This window comes from Phyllobacterium sp. UNC302MFCol5.2, from assembly GCF_000686005.1.
GTDB classification, from domain to species: Bacteria; Pseudomonadota; Alphaproteobacteria; order Rhizobiales; family Rhizobiaceae; genus Phyllobacterium; species Phyllobacterium pellucidum.
This window is the reverse complement of sequence record NZ_JMLL01000014.1, coordinates 149618-168074: the sequence shown is the minus strand read 5'-3', so window position 1 is coordinate 168074 and position 18457 is coordinate 149618. Positions and strand designations below refer to the sequence as shown.

Annotated in this window: 19 protein-coding genes; 2 read left to right on the top strand and 17 right to left on the bottom strand. The window is 58.0% G+C overall.

What is annotated here, in order from left to right:
• Positions 1-27: 27 nt before the first annotated feature.
• On the bottom strand, positions 28-1485 hold the full coding sequence (locus tag BR48_RS0118970) for a UdgX family uracil-DNA binding protein (RefSeq protein ID WP_027232754.1): 1458 nt from the start codon (positions 1483-1485) through the stop codon (positions 28-30).
• The gene (locus BR48_RS0118965; RefSeq protein WP_027232753.1) at positions 1485-2717 is read right to left on the bottom strand and encodes a putative DNA modification/repair radical SAM protein; all 1233 of its coding nucleotides are present in this window, start codon (positions 2715-2717) and stop codon (positions 1485-1487) included. Before BR48_RS0118965 ends, BR48_RS0118970 begins: the two co-directional genes overlap by 1 nt.
• A gap of 357 nt (positions 2718-3074) precedes the next feature.
• Between BR48_RS0118965 and BR48_RS26790 the strand changes: the two genes are divergently transcribed.
• Positions 3075-3206, top strand: a complete 132-nt coding sequence (locus BR48_RS26790) for a hypothetical protein (protein ID WP_255453114.1) — start codon at positions 3075-3077, stop codon at positions 3204-3206.
• Positions 3207-3222: 16 nt separating this feature from the next.
• On the opposite strand, the gene BR48_RS25000 is transcribed toward BR48_RS26790, so the two are convergent.
• From BR48_RS25000 to BR48_RS0118900, 12 genes are all read right to left on the bottom strand, one after another.
• On the bottom strand, positions 3223-5523 hold the full coding sequence (locus BR48_RS25000) for an ATP-binding protein (protein WP_051615210.1): 2301 nt from the start codon (positions 5521-5523) through the stop codon (positions 3223-3225).
• Between the two features lie 138 nt (positions 5524-5661).
• Complete coding sequence (locus BR48_RS0118950) at positions 5662-7710, bottom strand: PAS domain-containing hybrid sensor histidine kinase/response regulator (protein ID WP_027232752.1); 2049 nt, start codon at positions 7708-7710, stop codon at positions 5662-5664.
• Positions 7697-9205, bottom strand: a complete 1509-nt coding sequence (locus BR48_RS0118945; RefSeq protein ID WP_027232751.1) for an ATPase domain-containing protein — start codon at positions 9203-9205, stop codon at positions 7697-7699. Before BR48_RS0118945 ends, BR48_RS0118950 begins: the two co-directional genes overlap by 14 nt.
• Positions 9206-9416: 211 nt before the next feature.
• Positions 9417-9791: a nuclear transport factor 2 family protein gene (locus tag BR48_RS0118940; protein WP_027232750.1), complete on the bottom strand. Its 375-nt coding sequence runs from the start codon at positions 9789-9791 to the stop codon at positions 9417-9419.
• Positions 9792-9818: 27 nt separating this feature from the next.
• Complete coding sequence (locus BR48_RS24995) at positions 9819-10127, bottom strand: hypothetical protein (protein ID WP_051615209.1); 309 nt, start codon at positions 10125-10127, stop codon at positions 9819-9821.
• 128 nt (positions 10128-10255) lie between these two features.
• Positions 10256-10855: a hypothetical protein gene (locus BR48_RS0118930; RefSeq protein WP_027232749.1), complete on the bottom strand. Its 600-nt coding sequence runs from the start codon at positions 10853-10855 to the stop codon at positions 10256-10258.
• 21 nt (positions 10856-10876) lie between these two features.
• Positions 10877-11194 carry a PepSY domain-containing protein gene (locus tag BR48_RS0118925; RefSeq protein ID WP_027232748.1) on the bottom strand — a complete coding sequence of 106 codons (318 nt, stop codon included), beginning with the start codon at positions 11192-11194 and terminating at the stop codon, positions 10877-10879.
• A gap of 254 nt (positions 11195-11448) precedes the next feature.
• On the bottom strand, positions 11449-11889 hold the full coding sequence (locus BR48_RS0118920) for a hypothetical protein (RefSeq protein WP_027232747.1): 441 nt from the start codon (positions 11887-11889) through the stop codon (positions 11449-11451).
• Positions 11890-12032: 143 nt separating this feature from the next.
• Positions 12033-12416: a hypothetical protein gene (locus BR48_RS0118915; RefSeq protein ID WP_027232746.1), complete on the bottom strand. Its 384-nt coding sequence runs from the start codon at positions 12414-12416 to the stop codon at positions 12033-12035.
• 106 nt (positions 12417-12522) lie between these two features.
• The gene (locus tag BR48_RS0118910; protein WP_027232745.1) at positions 12523-13212 is read right to left on the bottom strand and encodes an FkbM family methyltransferase; all 690 of its coding nucleotides are present in this window, start codon (positions 13210-13212) and stop codon (positions 12523-12525) included.
• Between the two features lie 51 nt (positions 13213-13263).
• Positions 13264-15267 (bottom strand): EAL domain-containing protein, encoded by a 2004-nt coding sequence (locus BR48_RS24990; protein WP_081815950.1) that lies wholly within the window; start codon positions 15265-15267, stop codon positions 13264-13266.
• A 7-nt stretch (positions 15268-15274) separates the two neighbouring features.
• On the bottom strand, positions 15275-15781 hold the full coding sequence (locus tag BR48_RS0118900; protein WP_027232744.1) for a molybdopterin-dependent oxidoreductase: 507 nt from the start codon (positions 15779-15781) through the stop codon (positions 15275-15277).
• A gap of 225 nt (positions 15782-16006) precedes the next feature.
• On the opposite strand from BR48_RS0118900, the gene BR48_RS0118895 reads away from it, so the two are divergent.
• Positions 16007-16381 carry a VOC family protein gene (locus BR48_RS0118895; protein ID WP_027232743.1) on the top strand — a complete coding sequence of 125 codons (375 nt, stop codon included), beginning with the start codon at positions 16007-16009 and terminating at the stop codon, positions 16379-16381.
• Positions 16382-16390: 9 nt separating this feature from the next.
• On the opposite strand, the gene BR48_RS24985 is transcribed toward BR48_RS0118895, so the two are convergent.
• The 3 genes from BR48_RS24985 to BR48_RS24975 all read right to left on the bottom strand — a co-directional run bounded on the left by BR48_RS24985 (position 16391) and on the right by BR48_RS24975 (position 18434).
• Positions 16391-16597: a hypothetical protein gene (locus BR48_RS24985; protein ID WP_051615207.1), complete on the bottom strand. Its 207-nt coding sequence runs from the start codon at positions 16595-16597 to the stop codon at positions 16391-16393.
• A 212-nt stretch (positions 16598-16809) separates the two neighbouring features.
• The gene (gene ydiK / locus BR48_RS24980) at positions 16810-17943 is read right to left on the bottom strand and encodes an AI-2E family transporter YdiK (protein ID WP_036814913.1); all 1134 of its coding nucleotides are present in this window, start codon (positions 17941-17943) and stop codon (positions 16810-16812) included.
• Positions 17943-18434 (bottom strand): CYTH domain-containing protein, encoded by a 492-nt coding sequence (locus BR48_RS24975; protein WP_051615205.1) that lies wholly within the window; start codon positions 18432-18434, stop codon positions 17943-17945. The genes ydiK and BR48_RS24975 overlap by 1 nt, the downstream gene beginning before the upstream one ends.
• Positions 18435-18457 lie beyond the last annotated feature (23 nt).

Here is an 18457-nt window from a genome sequence, read left to right as displayed (position 1 = left end):
CGGATTGCGTAATCTGCCGGTTCACTCCTAGGCGCCTTGCGCCTCGGCCACGAGACGCAGGTCAGCGTGAAACCGCTTGATTTCCAAGTGCTGGCGCTCGAGGTCCGGCAGGCGCAGCAGGTAGGAGGGATGAACCGTCGCAAGAAGCGATCGTGTACCATCGAGCGGCATCAGGACGCCTCGAACATCGGTCAAGCGTCCTTGCCGACCGGTCAAGGAGGCCAATGCGGTCGCCCCGAGAGCAACCACGAGTTGCGGCCTCACAAGATCGATCTCCTGCCGCAGCCACCATTTGCAAGCTTCGATCTCGCCGGTATTGGGCTTTTGATGAATGCGTCGCTTGCCTCGCGGCACGTATTTGAAATGCTTGACGGCGTTGGTAACGTAGACATTTCTGCGATCGATGCCGACTTCCGCCAATGCATTGTCGAATACTTTGCCAGCCGGACCGACAAAGGGGCGTCCCGCCAGATCCTCCTGATCGCCCGGCTGTTCCCCGACAAACATTACTCTCGCATCGGCCGGGCCTTCGCCGAATACGGTTTGCGTGGCGTTGCAGTGAAGCGGGCAGCGGGTACAACGCCGCGCTTCTGATCCAAGGTCCTCGAGCGAGCCCGGGACAGGGGTTTCGTGGTCCCCGGAAATTCGAAGCGTCGTCGCTTCCTGCAAGCGATCGTGGAAAAGCGGTGGCATCGTGGGCTGCCGCTGCCGCATTTCCATTACGCTTCGTTCGGCGTTCCCCACGAGCTCAGGTATCAAAACTGCCTCGGGAAGGTTCTTCCAGTACTTTTTCGGCATTTCCGCCCGCATTGCCTTTAGCTTCAATCGTGCCGGATTGAAGATGCTCGCGTAATAGGTGCGCCAGAGATCGTCAGTTGTATCGGAGGCAGTCGACTTTTCCGCAGGCTCCCGCGACGTGACAAGATTTTGGCCATCCCACATCATCGACCCCCGGGGAGTGGCGATGATCCAATCCATATCCGTGAAACGCCGCTGGAAAAACGGCGCCACACGCTCCACGATAAAGTGGTCGGGTTCGAACCACGCCACGAACTGTCTTCGTGCGCGGGCCTCCTGGTGGACGACCTCCTTGAAGCGCACAAACGCCTTCATCTTGTGACTGTCACGCCGCACCGATTTTTCCAGTTTCAGCACTGCCGCCACGTCCTCGTCAGAAGCCACGTTCAACAGGCTCTTGTCACTCTGCATCCGGGACAGGATACGGTACAACAAGCCAAACCGTGCGGGGCTGCTGTGGCAGATAACTGTTTCGGCGAGGTCGATGAATCTTTCAGTTGCAGTGACGGCATGGGACCCGTTCGCCGCTTCGCTCGCGTCGGGGATCGAAAGGCCGAGCATGTCTGATGCCCCTGCGGCATCGCTCCACATGACGTCGTTGGGTTCAATGCCGTGCGACAGCAGGCGCCGCGCGGCATCGCGCCATTCGATGAAATCTCCCCTGCCCTCCAGAATGACGCTTCGCATCAGAGCAATGCGAGTTGTTCGGGTTTTCTTTGAAACATGTGGTTGAGGTCGGCACTGTCTATCAGCCGGTGCGGCGACCAGCCGTCAGCGACAATGAACGCCTTGACCTTTTTCAACGACACGCCAAGCCTTTGCAGATCTTCGAGGCGTAGGCGGCGGTGCCGCCGCCCCGAAAGGATCGCCTTGACCGTCTTCGTTCCAAGCCCGGGAATGCGCAGCAGGATTTCGCGCGCCGACCGGTTGATATCCACGGGAAATCGCTCACGATGCGCCAGAGCCCAGGCGAGCTTTGGGTCCATGTCCAGATCCAGCATTCCGTCCGGCCGCGCCGATGTGATTTCCTCAATGTCGAAACCATAGAATCGATACAGCCAATCTGCCTGATAGAGCCTGTGCTCGCGTTCGAGCGGCGGCCGGATCAGCGGAAGGTTCTTCGACGCGTCCGGTATGGGACTGAACGCGGAATAATATACCCGGCGCAGCTGGTATCCACCGTAAAGGCGCGAGCTGGCGCGCAGGATCGTCGCATCGCTAGCCCCATCTGCGCCCACGATCATCTGCGTGCTCTGCCCTGCAGGAACGAAACGCTTCCGCCGCTTTGTCTGCAGCGTCGGCTCGTTTGCCGCCTCGATTTTCAGCCGCAGATCGGCCATTGATTTTCGTATTTCAACCGGCCGCTTGTCCGGTGCAAAACGGGCAATGCCCGAATCCGTAGGCAACTCGATGTTGATCGAAAGGCGATCGGCATAAAGCCCGGCCTCCTCGATCAAATGTGGCGAAGCGTCGGGTATCGTCTTCAAATGAATATAGCCGCGAAAGCCGTGGGTCGTGCGCAGTTCCCGGGCAACGCGGACCAGTTGTTCCATCGTGTTGTCCGATGAGCGGATGATGCCCGATGAAAGGAACAGGCCCTCGATATAGTTGCGCCGATAGAATTCGAGCGTGAGCCAGACCACTTCCTCCACGGTAAAGCGCGCCCGCTCAACATTGCTCGAAGATCGGTTGATGCAGTAGGCGCAATCGAAGATACAGAAGTTCGTGAGAAGAATTTTGAGGAGCGAGATACAGCGCCCATCCGGTGCGTAAGCGTGGCATATGCCTGCGCCCTCGGTCGATCCCAATCCGCCCGACCTGGACGAGTCGCGCTTCACCGTTCCGCTGGAGGCACATGAAGCGTCGTACTTTGCCGCATCCGACAAGATGGCCAACCGCTGTTTTAAGCTCTTCTTCATAATGTTCATGATATGTTCTTGCTGGAGTTACGTCAAGACTGAGCTTTCTCGGAAAGGGACCGCGCCAATCGGAAGCCATCAACCCGAAAAAATGTGCGACCATGAAATGGCAGTGCTTCCCGGCCGATCCTGCCTTGTTTATCGAGCCAACTTGAATTTTGCACCCGCGGTCTTTGTGGATCAGGCCAAGTGCCGGCGCGCTTTGCTTCAGCCTTGTCGATTTTATGTTGCACTTGGAACTTAGCGTTTGACGCGGCCTGCCAATGGTTCTCTAACTGGTGCAGCGCTGGGTCTTCTGACGGCATGCCAGCGCTTGCGAGCGTTCAATGCTCCCGCCATGACGAGCAGGAGAGCGATATGGCCAAAGGTCAACAACGTAGCAACAAGGAAGTTCGAAAACCCAAACAGGCGAAGGCCCAGGAAGTGAAAGCGGCGCCTGCAGCCTTTAGCACGACGGCGAAGCGCCTGGAGAATCCGAAAGGACGCTGACAACAGGCGAGTTCTACTATCCCCTCTCGCGGCGCAGCGCGAGAATATGCCGGATCTTGCGGGCGAGTGCCTCACGCTGATAGGGCTTGGAGAGAAGTTCCACGCCGGAGTCGAGCCGCCCGCCATGGACGATGGCATTTTCCGTATAGCCAGACGTGAAGAGCACGGCGATCTGCGGCAGACGCTGGCGGGCCTGGCGCGCAAGCTCGGGGCTTCCCAGCGGTCCAGGCATAACGACATCGGTAAAGAGCACGTCGATCGGAACGCCGCTCTCGATGATCGATAGCGCGCTCGCCGCATCCTTGGCCTTGAGCACGCGATAACCGAGGTCGCCCAGCATTTCGACGACGGTCGCCCTCACCTCCTCGTCGTCCTCGGCGACGAGGATCGTCTCCGTGCCGCCGATCGTCGGGCCAAGATCGGTCTCGATCAGTTCGTCTTCGTTCTGCTGCGCGCGCGGCAGATAGAGTTTTACCGTCGTGCCCTGGCCAACTTCCGAATAGATCTTGACGTGACCGCCTGACTGCCTGACGAAACCATAGACCATGGAGAGGCCCAGCCCAGTGCCGCGACCGACCGATTTCGTCGAGAAGAACGGTTCGAACGCCTGGGCGAGGACGGCGGGCGTCATGCCCGTCCCCGTATCCGTAACCGCCAGCATCACGAATTGACCGGCTTCCGCCTCCGGATTGCGCCGCACATAGGCATCGTCGAGCGAAGCATTGCCGACCTCGATCGTCAGCTTGCCGCCATCGGGCATGGCATCCCTCGCATTGATAGCGAGATTGAGCAGCGCGTTCTCGATCTGCGCCGGGTCAACCAGCGTATTCCACAGCCCGCCGGAGCGAACGATCTCAATCTCGATCGATTCACCGATGGTCCGTCGCATCATGTCGCCCATACCGGCGATGAAACGGCCGATATTGACGACCTTGGGTTCGAGTGCCTGCCTGCGTCCAAACGCGAGAAGCTGGCTCGCCAGCTTCGATCCGCGGCTTACGCCCGCCAGGGCGTTTTCGATCCGCCGTTCGCCCCGCGCATTGCCGGCCATGTCCTTGGCAAGGAGTTGCAGATTGCCCGATATGATTTGCAGGAGATTGTTGAAGTCGTGGGCAACGCCGCCGGTAAGCTGGCCCAATGCTTCCATCTTTTGCGACTGGCGCAGTTGTTCTTCCGTTTTCGAGCGCTCGGCGATTTCGTCGAGAACCCGCTGTTCCAGAGTGGCGTTAAGCCGTTGCAGCGCCTCTTCCGCATTACGCCGGACGGTGAGTTCGCGATCGGCCGCCTGAAACAGCCTGGCGTTGTCGATGGCTGTCGCCGCCTGTCCAGCTACGCCGACGAGGAGCGTTTCATGATCAGGCTGGAACTTGCCAGGTTCGTTATGTCCGAAGAACAACCCGCCGAGTACCTCTCCGGTGCGCGAAGTCACGGGTACCGCGAGATAGCTTCGAACCGGCAGATGACCCTTTGGCATGCCCTTGTGAGGAGCATTTCGGCCATAGCGCGGATCTGCGATAATATCGTGCGAGAGGACGATGCCCTCGCCCTTGAATGTCGGCTCGAATACCGCCGTATTGCGCGGCATCGGAAATTTCGAAAAGGCATCCTTGTCGACGCCGGAGAGCGCGTAGAGCATGTAGCTCTCGCCCTCCTTGTTGAGAACATTGTAAAAGAATGCGCCAAACTGCGCGCCCGTCAGCTCGACGCCTGCGTCAGTCACCATCTGGACCACTTTGCCAAGATCAAGTTCGCCGGCAATATTGGCGCCGGTACGGTTCAATATCTGAAGCAGGCGCGTCTCATTGCGAAGGGCTTCTTCGGCTTTGATCTTCGCAGTCGTCTCGACTACGATCGCCATGACGCCGCAGGGCATACCCTCCTCGTTGATCAGCGGCGAATAGTCCAGATTCATCCAGACCCGTTCCGGCTTGCCGCTGCGATGAAGGACGAGTTCCTGATCCAGATAGGCGAGCGTCTTACCCGCAAGCCCGACCTTCATGACATTGTCGTTGAAATCGGCGACCTCCGGCCAGCCTTTTCTCACCTCGCTGCCGAGCAGCTGGGGGTGTCGCCCGCCGGCAAAGCGCGAGTAGGCGTCGTTATAGATCATAATGCCGAGCTCGCCCCATAGTGTCACGATCGGCACTGGGGAATGAAGAATGAGCGAGATCGTCGACTTCAGACTTTGCGGCCAGGCGTCAATTGGGCCGAGGGGGGTCAAAGCCCAGTCATAGGCTGCGATCAGCCGGGCAAGTTCGCCGCCGACGCGCAGGAATGTGTGATCGTTGACAGGTGACACTCCTTCTTCAGCGCGCATATCGGCTCCCACAGCTCCAGGCGTTGATCAATTGCATGGCTAAGGACGTTAAGTCTTTGCAACTCCCCTGCAAAACGCACTAACGCAAAGGTGTGAAAGGTTGTTCCCGGCGCTGTCATGCCGATCCCTCCTGCCGCCTCATTTCGCGAGCGCCTTGGCGATCTGTGATGCAAGTTCCGCTTGCGTATACGGTTTGCCAAGCCGCGGCAGATCAATTCCCGAACCGGGCGGCAGGTCCGCATAGCCGGTTGCAACAAGGATCGGCAGCTGCGGATTTAGCGACAATGCGCTTTCCGCAAGTTCAGCACCGGTCATGTGCGGCATGGAGTAATCTGTGATCAAAAGGTCGATTTCCTTGCCACTTTCGAGGAATTTCAGCGCATCGGCGCCGGAATTCGCCTCATAGACCTCGTGGCCGAGGTCCTCAAGCATGTCCACGGTACTCATGGCAATCAGAGCGTCGTCATCGACAACCAGTATGCGCGCCCTGACGCCGCTGCTGGCAGTGCAGGCCTCTTCACTGACAGGTTCTGCTTGCCTCACGGCCCCGGTAACCGGTAGCCAAAGTTCTGCGGTGGTCCCTTTGCCGAGCCGGCTTGTCATACGGAGCGCGCCCTTGAGTTGGAGAGCAAGGCCGTGAATCATGGAAAGGCCCAGTCCTGTTCCCTTGCCGAGTTCCTTGGTCGAAAAAAACGGGTCAATCGCGCGCTTCAGCGTCTCCGGCGCCATGCCCAGACCAGTATCGCTGACCCCCAGAATGATATAATCGCCGGCACCAAGGTCATCGGTCGTCGCAGCGATGTCGGCACGCCTGAGGCTGACGATGACGGCGCCGCCATCCGACATCGCGTCGCGTGAGTTGACCACAAGGTTGAGCAGGGCAAGCTCGATCTGGTTGGCATCGGCGAGCACCGGCGGCAGGGCATCGGGAACGTCGTAGCTGATGTGAACTCCGTTTCCGACGGATTTCGCGAGGAGGTCGTGCATGCCGCCGACAAGCGCCACCAAATCGGTGGGTTCGAGCTGCAGGTCCTGACGGCGCGCGAAGGCAAGCAGACGCTGCGTCAGGGCGGCGCCCCGTTGCGCCCCTTGCAAAGCGCCGTCGACAAGCCGCGCCGCCTTTGAATTGTCGGCAACCGACTTGCGCAACAGGTCGAGATTGCCCAGCACCGCCATCAGCAGATTGTTGAAATCGTGCGCAACGCCGCCGGTCAACTGGCCGATCGCTTCCATCTTTTGCGCTTGCCGCAACTGGTCTTCGGCGACCTCGCGCTGGCGGATTTCGTCAAGCAACGTGCGGTGAGCCTGTTCGAGTTCACGCGTTCGCTTGAAAACCCGATCCTCGAGAGTCTCGTTCAGTTGGACAAGCTCGGCCTCGGCAATTTTTCTGTTGGTGATATCGGAACATACCCCGACCAGGCGTTCGGGCTGGCCGAGCCTGTCGGAAACGACGCGCGCCCGTGCGTCGGCCCAGTGGGCGCTGCCGTCCGGCCACACCGTTCGGTGTTCGACCTGGAAATCGCGTCCGGTGCCTTTCGTCGTCGCAATGGCCGTGAGGACACGTTGCCTGTCGTCAGGATCGATGCTCGCGATGAGATCGTCATAAGTCAGTGCCTGATCGCCGCTTCGACCGAAGATGCCCCTGAACACATCGGATGTGATCAGTCCGTTGTTGGCAAAATCGAGTTCCCACGTGCCGAGATTGCCGGCGAGAAGCGCCGTTTGCAGCCGCTCTTCGCCCTCCCGGAGTTCTTCAAGGCGGCTGAGGGCCTCATATTGCCGCCCGCGCGCCTTGAGCGCCGTCTTGGCGACACTGACAAAGGTGGTGGCATGGAACGGACGCTCGAGAAACGTCACGTTGCCGAGAACCTCGGACAATCGCGCGGCCGCTGGATTGCGCTCAGGACCGCCGCCGCGATGCGTCACGATTATGAATGGCAGATCCGACCAACTCGGCTGAATTTCGACCCATGCCGCGAGCGGCTTCAGGTCAACGTTCCTTATGGCTTCCTCGGTAATCACCACAAAGCTGGCGCTCTCGCTAAGTAGGGAGGTCAGCACGTCGAGGCTCGGACAAACCTCTGACGCAATTGACGCTTCCGCGAGAATGGCCGCAGCAACAGCCGCGTCGCGGCCCATCGGAGCGTGTATAAGCGCCCGAGTGACATGATCGTTAAGAATTTTCATCCACTACGCCCAACGCCAGCAGCGGTTCGGCCTTGCCGACGAATGTGGGAACGCCGCGCAAAACACCTTGGAATTCATCAAGAGGCTGGCCGAGAGAAAGGCCGTTTTTTGTTATCCGGAATTCGCGGATGGTATCCTCGTGATTTCCAGTGCGTTTCTTTATGACGGAGACCGCACGCCGCACCTTGCCGCGCGCCTCGAAATAGCGAAGCAGCACTACGGTATCGGCAAGGTACGTAACGTCGACGGGCGCCTTCATGTCGCCGACAAGCCCGTGCTGGGCCACCGTGAGAATCGTGGTCGTGCCCTGGCGGTTCAGATATTGCAGCAATTCGTGCATGTGCAGGACCAGGGCGTTTTCCTCGGGCATCGATGCCTGATAGCCATTGAGGCTGTCGATGATCACGGTCCTTAGGTTGGCGCTATCGACGCGCTCCCTCACCCTATGTGCAAATTCACCCGGCGAAAGTTCGGCTGCGTCCACCTGCTCGATGTGAAGGTTGCCTTCGTCGCGCATTTTTTCGAGGTCTATGCCGATGGCGCGAGTGCGATCGAAGAGAAGGCCCAACTCTTCATCAAAGACGAAGATTGCCGCTTTCTCGCCGCGCCGGATGGCAGAAACCACGAATTGCAGCCCAAAGGTGGTCTTGCCCGTTCCGGCAGGACCGAGAACGAGGCAACTCGATCCCCGCTCGAGCCCGCCGCCGAGAAGATCGTCTAACTCTCCGATGCCGCTCGAGAGGCGGTCGCGTGTAAACTGTTTACGATGTTCGAGAGCGACGAGGCGCGGAAAGGCGACGACGCCTCCCGTTTGAATGATGAAATCGTGATAGCCACCGCGAAATGCCTGACCGCGATATTTGACAATGCGCAGACGCCGGCGCTCGGAACCATAGTTCGGTGCCAATTCTTCAAGCTTGATGACGCCGTGGACGACGCTGTGCACCGTCTTGTCGAGCACGTCCGAGGTCAGATCATCGAGCAGCAGGACCGTTGCGTTACGCTTGGCGAAATAGTGCTTCAGCGCCAGTATCTGCCGACGATAGCGCAGCGAACCCTGCGCCAGCAGGCGGATTTCCGAAAGGCTGTCGAGAACAACGCGCTTCGGCTGGAGGCGCTCGAAAGTCTCGAAGATTGCCTTTGTCGTTTCGCCAAGTTCAAGATCGGATGAATATAGCAGACTTTGCTGTTGATCGGCGTCCAACAGGCTTTCGGGGGGTACCAGTTCGTAAACGTCGATGTTTTCATCGATGATTAGCCCATGGGAGAGCGCACCCTCGCGCAGTTCGTCCTCGGTTTCGGACAATGTGACGTAGAGGCCTTTCTCGCCCGCCGCAGCCCCTTCGAGCAGAAAGCGCAAGGCGATGGTCGTCTTGCCTGTGCCCGGATTGCCTTCAAGCAAGAAGACCCGCCCTTCGCTCAAGCCACCCGACAAAATGTCATCCAGTCCCGGTACGCCCGTGCGCGCTTTTTTCGAAGTCGTGGGTGCAACCATGCTTTGCTTCGTTCCCTTTGCCATCCAATAAGCACACGCAATTGCTCTCGCTCCCTAGCGTAGCAATTGAATGAAGGGCGGAATAGAGAAGTGCGCCCCCTGCGCTGTCTGAGAGCCAATAACGTAATGGCGAGCCAATCGTTCCACGCGGCTCGAAATTATAGACAATTAGTATAATGCAGCCAGCCGGCTGGCCTGACCCTTTGCTATGTTATTTCGGATTGACGAAGCTTCCCGGTTTGGCATCGTGCGGCAGCGACCAGCCGAAATAGACTTCAACCGCGGCAATCTTGCCATCGCGGATTGTCAGTATCTCGGTATTGCGAAACCGGTGTCCATCAGACCGCTTGCCCTCATAGGTGACGAACACCTCGTTGCCCTGCGCCACAAGGTGGATGAAGCTAAATGCCTCTATGCTATAACTCGTCGGCCAGCAGCGCTCAAAATAAGTCTGCCGGTCGATGCCGTTGTCGAGCGGGCTGGTGAAATGAAAATCCTCTGCGACGAGGCGCTCCATCGCATCTCTGTCCTTCGCCACATAGGCGTCGTAACTCGCACGGGCGACGGCGATATTATTGTCCACCATCACGATCTCCCTAAGGCAATCGTTTGACTACTGCGTTCCATTCGGTTTGGCCGGCTGTTGATCGCCTCCCGAACCCGTCTGCGGCGTGGGATTGGTCTGCGCCGGAGTGTTTACCGTGGGCTCGTTTGTCGCCGGAGCTGATGGCGATGCGGTCGTGCTGTTGTCGGCTTTCGGCGTGTTATCGGTGGTTCGGCCGTACAATTCCGCCGCGCCCCAAGCAACGATGGCAAGGAGCAGGCCACCGATGAGAATCTTGAGCACCGGGCGGCCGGGCGGTCCCTGACGGGCCTCGTTGGCAGTCTCCTGAACCGGAGCTTTCGCCGTATCATTGTCCATGACGACATCCTTTTCATTTAGATAGGAACCGACGAAACAGCGGGAAGTTCCGTTGCGCCCGACTTTCCGCAAGTGTAAAGACGCTCCCCCGACGATTGCCGGGGGAGCGCTCAAAATTCATGCGTCCATCAGAGCGGGCGGTATTCACGCGCTCGCTCGCGTTCGCGGACGAGCTCTTCTTCCGTAAGATCCGGATTACGTTCGTCAAACCCCTGCCAACCCTCTTCCCGATACATTGCGCGGCGCGCGTTGACATCGACCGGAGTGTTGTCGTCGAGGATCGAGCGGACAAGGTCGGTCTGGCTCTCTTCCGCCTGGACTGTAACCAGCGTCCCGCCTCGGCGAACGCCCTCAGCGTAGACGTGAGCATCTTCCTCACTGACACCAGCGCCTGTCATCGAACCGATGATCCCGCCGGCGGCGCCGCCCGCAACTGCGCCTGCTGCTGCACCGGCTGCCGTTGCAGCAAGCCATCCGGCCGCTACCACGGGTCCAACGCCCGGAATGGCAAGCATACCAAGACCGGCAAGAAGGCCACCGGCACCGCCTACAACAGCGCCCACGCCTGCGCCGGCCGCTGCACCTTCGCCCGCATTGCTTTCTCCGTCACCCGCGCCGCCGCGGCGCACGATGCTTATGTCTGAAGACGCGACACCCGCATCTTCCAGGGCGTTTACGGCCGCACGCGCATCATCATAATCGTCAAACAGTCCAGTAACTATCGTCATTAGGATTCTCCCTTGATCTCTTTATTTGGCGGATGCTGTGATATTGCCCTGGAAATCGAGCTTTACCTCGACCGACTTTCCGTCCTTCATGGCAGTACCGGTCCAGATCCCGTCCTCGCCCTTCGTCAGGCCACTTACATCGGTGTAACCTTGCCCTTCAATGCGTTCCTTGGCCTGACCTTCGGTGAAGCTATTTGCACCTGGAACGGGAGCCGCGGGATTGTTTGTGTCCGGCGTTGCAACCGCCGGCGTCTGCGCGTCCGGCTTTGTGGTTGTGTCCTGGGCATAAGCTGCCGAAAGAATGGAAAGTGCGCCAAGCGCAAGTGCGATACGTTTCATGGTTTCTCCTTTTTATGATTGGCGATCATGGAAGAACTAACCCATAGATCAGCGTGAAGTTCCGCGACGAACCACGGCTTGAGGGCAGTTTATTTTTTTGCCATTCCGGAACTTTTGGGGCTGTGCTGTCATCGTTCCATAACCGCTGCCCCACGGTAGGATGACGTTTCGGGCAGTGGGTCCCAGGGACCATGTTCCGCACGCCTGGGGCAGTGTCACCTTCGCGCTGAGGATAGCGCGGCAGGCGCCTCTTTCTAGATTTGAACCGGTTTGACGTTGTCTATTCTGATATTGCCACTGATAATTCCGCGCGCAAGATCGGTTCGATCGCGCTCGATTTCGATGACCGAATAGAGTTTGTCGTCTCTGAAGGCGCTTGCGTTTATGGTGGTAACATCGTCCGCCGGCGCCGCGTCGATCTCCATGAAGTCAAGTTCGCCGCCCGCAGCGACAATCCTGGCGTCGCCTGTTGTTCGGGCAGCGACCGTTACTTCGCCCTGATAGGGCGAGTTTTGCCATCGCGGATCATCCGCCGACGCAGTGGGGACCAATCGGTAAACGTTGAGCGCCTCGCCGCTTCCAACTTCTGACGAGGTCCGGCTTTCGGCATCGGCAATTTGCGCTTGGCTTTCCACGGACTGGCCAAAGCTGGTGGGACTGCTTCTTCCTGTCTTATCTTCTTGACCAATGGACATAGCGAACCTCCTGTTGAAAGTTCGCCAACGCCACCCCGCCGGGATTGTTCCACACCCGGGGCGTCCCCGAAATTGTAAGCGGCGTGAGATCCACAGTCGATTTCGACGGCCGCTCGGGATGGGCGAGTCATCAGGAAGGACGTCTAGCCGGTCTTATCTTCCCACATTGTCGAGCGGAGAAGCGCCTGCATGTGCTCAGCCAGGTCCAGTTCGCCTCGCGCCTCGATTTCCAAAAGATATCGAGCCTTGGCCTTGCGGTCCGCTTCGCCAACTGCTGGATAGGCGCAGACAGCCACCAGCGCCTTTTCTTCAGCTCGGCTGGCACTTTCGTGGTCGCGGCTGCTTCTGACGATTTTTTGGAATGCCGCGTACATAGCTTTGTGCGCCGCGATGAGCGCCCGCAGATTGCGGGACAATGGCAGATCCCGGTCTGTCGATGCGGTGGCGGGCACCGGACCCGCAACCGTTGAGGCGATGATTGCACCGCCGGAATTGAGAAAGAAGGCGCGGCGATTGATCCTGGACATGACGTCTCCACTTCACTTCAACGCAGTCGCGCGATCGTAGCACGATCGATGGCGCGTTCATGTCAGGAGAGGTCGGAACACAAGTGTCTCGCTTCTTTCTTACCCTTCACAACGCCTCCGGTTCGTAATCTCGCAGGCCCTGCTCTTTTGCGAATAGCACACAAGCGCCATAGGATCCCCGCGGGTCATAAGCGAAGCCTTTTGCGGCGAGCGCCTGCGTGATCTCACGGATGCCCGACAATCCGTAGAGATGATCGTGCAGTTCAAGAAAGACCCGATCGATGCCGGCAAGCTCAGACTTGCAAAGCAGATCCTGTTCGGCGCCCTCAATATCCATGACGAGAACGTTGATGGCATGGTGCGCGATGAAATCATCGATATTCGTTGAAGTCAGCGATATTTCGCGTTCGTAAGGACCCTGGTTTTTATCCATGGAAGACATCCAGAGATCCTTTCGGACATAGAACGGAATGGTGCGCGGTTCGCCCGCTGCCAGCAATCCTTGGGACAAAACCACGTTGCCGACGCTGTTCGCACTGATCACGCGTTGAGCAAGTGCTGCTGTCGATGGATTTGCTTCAAACGACCACACCTGGACACCTGAAATCTTTGCGATCAGCGAAGTGATCACTCCGATCCCTGCCCCCAGTTCCAGCACCCGGTCATTTGGCCTGACGGCCTTGAACACCCACTTGGCTTCCTTTGCCTCGTAGCATCCACCTGTAAGCGCCTGCCAGATAACGGGTGATACTTCATCTGATGCCAGAGGCACCGTAATTCCGTGGACGGTCAGCAATTCGAACTCAAACTCCCTTGTTGCCTGAGGATGGCAGGCGTTGCCAAGCGGCTAGCTACCCCTGCCCGACACTGCCTTCACATCAACAAGACCTTCATATTCAGCCAAGCTTACGCCATTGCTGGCCTGGCGGAGATGGTCCAGTTGCGTCGCGGGTACGGGCCGGCCGATCAAGAAGCCTTGCACCTGCTCGCATCCAACCTGTTTGACACAAGCGAACTGCTCCTCGGTCTCGATACCTTCCGCTATCGTCGTCATCCCCAGGCTTCGTCCAACGCCCGTCACCAGTTCCACGATGGCGAAGGCATCTGCGCGCGTGGTGACGTCACGGATGAAAGAGCGATCGATCTTGATCTTGTCGAAGGGGAAGCTCCTGAGACTGCCAAGCGACGAGTATCCCGTGCCAAAATCGTCCATCGCAATCTGGATGCCGACCGCCTTTAGTTGCGTCAAGGTCTCGAGCGTCTGTTCATTCTTGTCCAGGAGAACGGACTCGGTAATCTCCAGCTCCAGCCGGTCTGGATCGAGGCCGCTTTGAGTGACGATGGTGACGACGCTCTGAATGAGATTTCGACTGCGGAACTGAACCGGCGAAAGGTTGACCGCGACTTTGAGCGACCGTGGCCAACGGGCAGCTTCCGTGCAGGCCGTCCTTAAGACCCAATCACCCAATTCATGGATCAACCCGATGTTTTCTGCCACCGGGATGAATTCGGATGGGGGAACTTGCCCACGTATCGGATGAAACCACCGCAGGAGGGCTTCATAGCCACAAATCTCACGTGTAATCGTGTTCACTTGCGGTTGGTAGAATATCTCGAGTTCCCCCTTGCGTAGCGCCTGTTTGAGATCGGCTTCGAATGACTTCTTTTCCGTCAGCCTTGTTTGCATCTGCGACTGGAAGACACACGCATGCCCGGAGCCAAGCGACTTTGCTTCGTAGAGCGCAAGGTCAGCCTGTTTGAACAATTCATCGGTCCCGGACCCGATCACCGACAGGGCAACGCCGACACAGGTGCCGATCTTTATCTCACGCTCGCTGACAAGGTAGGGAAAGCTGATTTCCTCCATGACATCGCGGGCAAAATCAAAAGCCTGCTGCTCGTTCAGCCCCGCGGTCAGGATGGCGAACTCATCTCCGCCCAATCGGCAGACAAGGTCGCCTTCGCCACCAAGCTTTGTAAGGCGGCTTGCCACACCCTGGAGCAGGCCATCACCGACGTCGTGGCCCAGCGTATCGTTCACATCCTTGAAGCCGTCGAGGTCAAGGAGAAAGATCACAGCGGTTGGTCCACCGGCTGTCGCTGTTTTCAACCGGTTTTCCAGATCCTGCCGGAACAGCACACGATTGGGAAGTCCGGTCAGGGCGTCATGGTGAGCCACATGTTTCAGCCGGTAGTTCTGCAGCTTCAATTCACCTGAAGCCTCGCGGAGATTGTCTGTCAGGTCCTTCATCTTGCGGTGAGCACCGTCAAGAAGGCTGTTATGGCGCAGAAGGAGAACAACGAGCCCCACTCCGCAGAGTATGAGCCCGCCCGCAAGGCCCGTATAGATCAGATGGAGCTGTCGCAATTCCGCCTGGGCGGCGTCTATCAGACCGACATCATATTCAACTGCAGTGGATGCAAGCGCTGTCATAGACGCATCGAGGGCGGCCATGGTTTTCAGCGTCGCTTTAAGGCCTTCGGTATCGAGGGTCTCGAACCGCTGATCAAGCACATCGAGCACTTTGGTCAGCTCTGAAAGCAGTTCGCGGCGCTGCGCGTCATCCTCGATAAAGCTATGGAGACTACCCTGCTTGAGCAGCTGCAACCGACCGATCATAATATCAAGACGCAGACGTACCTCATCGCGATCGGCGTCGTCCATACCCATGGCATAGGCCGCCACGCGATGTTCGAGCCTCATATATTCGGAGACAGTCTGTCCGATGGCCCAGGAGTCATTATAGCGGGCAAACTTCTGCAGCGCAGTTTGGCGCTCCGCAATGACATAGGCGATGTAGGCCGTCGCCACGACAAAGCAACAGATAATGATCCCTAGAAACCGTTTCACTGCGTCTCTACTCGATGATCAGTTTGGCCACCTGCCACGCGGATCGTGTGTAATAAGTCTGACTTTGCAGCTGCGGATCACTTTCGTAAGGATAGACAATAAACAACGGTCCCTTATCGCGGACCGGCATGTATTCTCCATCGCGCTTGAGGGCGAGCACGACCTTGAATTTCTTGAAATCGTCCAGCGGAATCGTTGTCACATAGTCGTTGAGCGCAACCGCGGTCACTTTCGTTCCGGTGGCACCGACCAGTTCCATCAGCTTGTCGAGCGGCACACCCTCGAAGCGTACGCGCTTGTCATACCAAGGCGTTGTCGTTTCAATGGTCTGCAAGCCGATGGCTTCCAGCATCGCACGGTCGAATTCGGCCGTAGAACCCTTGTTTGTGTTTTCAATTTTCCCGGAAATAACCAGAATAGGCTTGCCATCAGGCTTGGCAAGTGAGCCAGCAGACGCGCCTGAAATCGTCGCGATCGACAAGGCCAGGTAGATGATTAGGCGGATTAGGCTCATTACATTTCTCCATGATCCATTAGTTTAATAGAGCAAATGAGCTAGACCAGCATTAAAAATAAACATCGGAAGCAATTCGCCGCACAGTTTCTTCGCATATCGACCCGCAGCACTCCTCAATCCGGCATTTTGAGGTGTAGGGTGCGAACGAACCCTTGCGGGAAATCAGGCGACAGGACCTCTGGGCGATCTCAGCAGGAACTCACAGAACTTCGCGGAGCATTCATGTTCGACCACGTCAAATTCGGCGTTACCAACTATTCGGCAAGCAAAGCGTTCTTCCTAAAGGCGCTCGAACCGCTCGGCGTAGCGGTTGTCTCGGAGGGGTCGCCGACATACGGCGTCGAAATGAGCTCAAACGGCAAGGCATCACTTTGCCTGTACCAATCCGATGAGAAGCCAGCGCATCTCCACTTGGCGTTCACGGCCGAGAATCGAAAGCAGGTCGAAGCGTTCTATCGCGCCGCTCTGGAGGCTGGCGGCAAAGACAATGGTACGCCCGGTCTGCGCCCGCACTACCATGCGAACTACTATGCAGCTTTTGTCATTGGTCCGGACGGGCACAACATCGAAGCGGTTTGTCACACAGCCGAAGCCTGAAACACGCCGTCACTTCATGTCGACAGTTTCGCCGGCAGTGTAGAAAACCATTGGAGGGCCGTATTCGTCCCCTTGCTTCACGTCCTGGCTCCAGGCAATGACGCCTGCATGCTTTGACGCCAAATCATCGGCAGCCGTCTGCGCCTCTTCCTCTGCGTCGAACCGTTGCGGTTCGCCGGATCGAAACAATTCTCCAGCTTCACCCTGATCATACACCGCTACAATAAACCTGTTTCATCCCATCTCCTGAAAGCACTGGACGATTTCGCCGAAATCGATTCCAGTCCATGACAATTTCTCGTTGTTTGTCAGACTGAAACGCGCAAGCCAAATGCGTGTTCCAAGGAGCGGTCGACCGACTCAGCCAAAAGACGTCCGATTTTGGAGGCAATGCCTCGTTCACGGCAGTTGCACGCGGCGACGGCTTTTCAGCTCACATCATCCAGGATTTTCGGTGGGCTATGGGCTTCGTTCTGGACAGATACCGCTACGATCCCCTCGTCCTCTGCCATCCACGCGTCCAGGAGGGTGTAGGCAACCGCAAGCAGGGTCGGTCCCACGAATATTCCGAGAATCCCGAATGAGATCAGGCCACCGATGACGCCTGCGAAGATCAGCAACAGCGGCAGGTCCGCCCCCTTTCGGATCAAGAACGGCCGCAGGAACCCGTCCATTGTCCCGGCGATGATGGCAAACAGCAAAAGTACTGTCGCCCAGAGGGTGTCGCCGCTGTAGTACATCCAGAAAACGGCGGGCGCCAACACCAAGGCAGGGCCGATCTGCATCAGGCAAAGGACAAAGACAAGGGCCGTCAATACGCCAGCCAATGGTATGCCGACGACGAGAAGCCCGATCGCGCTTACGGCAGTCTGCGCGACAGCTGTGACGACCACGCCGAGAGCAACGCCGCGGATGGCCCGGCCAGCGAGACGTACCGCCATTTCACCCCGGTCACCCCCAAGCCGATGCCCGAACCGGACGGCAGTCGCAGCGCCCTGCTCACCTTTTGCGTACATGATGGCGGCTATCGCGGTCGTTAAAAGAAACTCGAGGACCATGCCGCCAAGACTTCCCGCTGCCGCCGCAAACCAGTGCGCAAAGGAGCCGGCGTAGGGCTGGAGCCTCGGCCCGAGTTCATTCACGCCAAGGCGCCCAAGCCGTTCCCAGCTGTCATGCAGCCGCTCTCCGACCAGCGGAATTTCATTAAGCCAGATTGGCGGCTGCGGTAATTTGAGCGCAAGCGCAGTCTGGATGTTGTCCGTGATGCGATCCATGTTGTCCATGATGAGACTGATTGCCAGCAGGAACGGCACGATAAGGACAAGGAGAAGGACGACGGTCATGACGAACACGGCAACGCCGCGGCGGTTGCCCGTGTGACGCTGCACCCAGATCATCAGCGGCCACGTGGCGATGACCAGGGTCAAGGCCCAGATGATTGCCGCAAGAAATGGCAGCATGATCCAGATCGAGCTGACAAGCAGGCCACCAATAAAGAGGACCGCGAGTGTCACCCGGGTAATATCCTGGTTTCGAACACCGGTCGAAGGAGCAGTTCCCATCAGCTGATCGTCTCCCGTCCGCTCTGGCCCGGAGCCAGCCTTGCCATCGCGAGGACCTGGTTTGAGTACCTGAATTCGCCTGTTATCTCGATGCCCAACCAAACAGGACGCGGAAACAGGTCGCTTTCGCTTTGCAACTCGATTTCTGCAACCGTCAGTCCCTGATGAATGCCGTGGTATACATCAATTTCCCAGCGCTGGCCTGCATCGACAACTTCGTGGCGGGTCTTTTCAACAACAACGCCTATGCAGTGACGAAATATCTGGAGAGCGTCCGCGTAGGGTATTTCATATTGGAATTCTTCGCGTCGAAGTGGGCCGAGACGAACCTTTACCGTGAGTGTCGCACGTAAGTCATCGATGGTTCGAACCCGCACCGATCGCTGTGCGGCTGCCAGCAGATAGGCTTGGCGCAGAGTTGAACCGTTGGAGGCATATTTCCTCCAGCGTTTGTCCTTGACGAGGTATTTGCGTTCGATCTCGATAGCCAATTTTGCAGTTCCAGTAAGTTGTG

What these genes read in the sequence shown, in the direction of transcription:
- BR48_RS0118970 (WP_027232754.1), bottom strand. Translation starts at nt 1,485, where the DNA reads ATGCGAAGCGTCATTCTGGAGGGCAGGGGAGATTTCATCGAATGGCGC.
- BR48_RS0118965 (WP_027232753.1), bottom strand. Translation starts at nt 2,717, where the DNA reads ATGAAGAAGAGCTTAAAACAGCGGTTGGCCATCTTGTCGGATGCGGCA.
- BR48_RS26790 (WP_255453114.1), top strand. Translation starts at nt 3,075, where the DNA reads ATGGCCAAAGGTCAACAACGTAGCAACAAGGAAGTTCGAAAACCCAAA.
- BR48_RS25000 (WP_051615210.1), bottom strand. Translation starts at nt 5,523, where the DNA reads ATGCGCGCTGAAGAAGGAGTGTCACCTGTCAACGATCACACATTCCTG.
- BR48_RS0118950 (WP_027232752.1), bottom strand. Translation starts at nt 7,710, where the DNA reads ATGAAAATTCTTAACGATCATGTCACTCGGGCGCTTATACACGCTCCG.
- BR48_RS0118945 (WP_027232751.1), bottom strand. Translation starts at nt 9,205, where the DNA reads ATGGTTGCACCCACGACTTCGAAAAAAGCGCGCACGGGCGTACCGGGA.
- BR48_RS0118940 (WP_027232750.1), bottom strand. Translation starts at nt 9,791, where the DNA reads ATGGTGGACAATAATATCGCCGTCGCCCGTGCGAGTTACGACGCCTAT.
- BR48_RS24995 (WP_051615209.1), bottom strand. Translation starts at nt 10,127, where the DNA reads ATGGACAATGATACGGCGAAAGCTCCGGTTCAGGAGACTGCCAACGAG.
- BR48_RS0118930 (WP_027232749.1), bottom strand. Translation starts at nt 10,855, where the DNA reads ATGACGATAGTTACTGGACTGTTTGACGATTATGATGATGCGCGTGCG.
- BR48_RS0118925 (WP_027232748.1), bottom strand. Translation starts at nt 11,194, where the DNA reads ATGAAACGTATCGCACTTGCGCTTGGCGCACTTTCCATTCTTTCGGCA.
- BR48_RS0118920 (WP_027232747.1), bottom strand. Translation starts at nt 11,889, where the DNA reads ATGTCCATTGGTCAAGAAGATAAGACAGGAAGAAGCAGTCCCACCAGC.
- BR48_RS0118915 (WP_027232746.1), bottom strand. Translation starts at nt 12,416, where the DNA reads ATGTCCAGGATCAATCGCCGCGCCTTCTTTCTCAATTCCGGCGGTGCA.
- BR48_RS0118900 (WP_027232744.1), bottom strand. Translation starts at nt 15,781, where the DNA reads ATGAGCCTAATCCGCCTAATCATCTACCTGGCCTTGTCGATCGCGACG.
- BR48_RS0118895 (WP_027232743.1), top strand. Translation starts at nt 16,007, where the DNA reads ATGTTCGACCACGTCAAATTCGGCGTTACCAACTATTCGGCAAGCAAA.
- ydiK (WP_036814913.1), bottom strand. Translation starts at nt 17,943, where the DNA reads ATGGGAACTGCTCCTTCGACCGGTGTTCGAAACCAGGATATTACCCGG.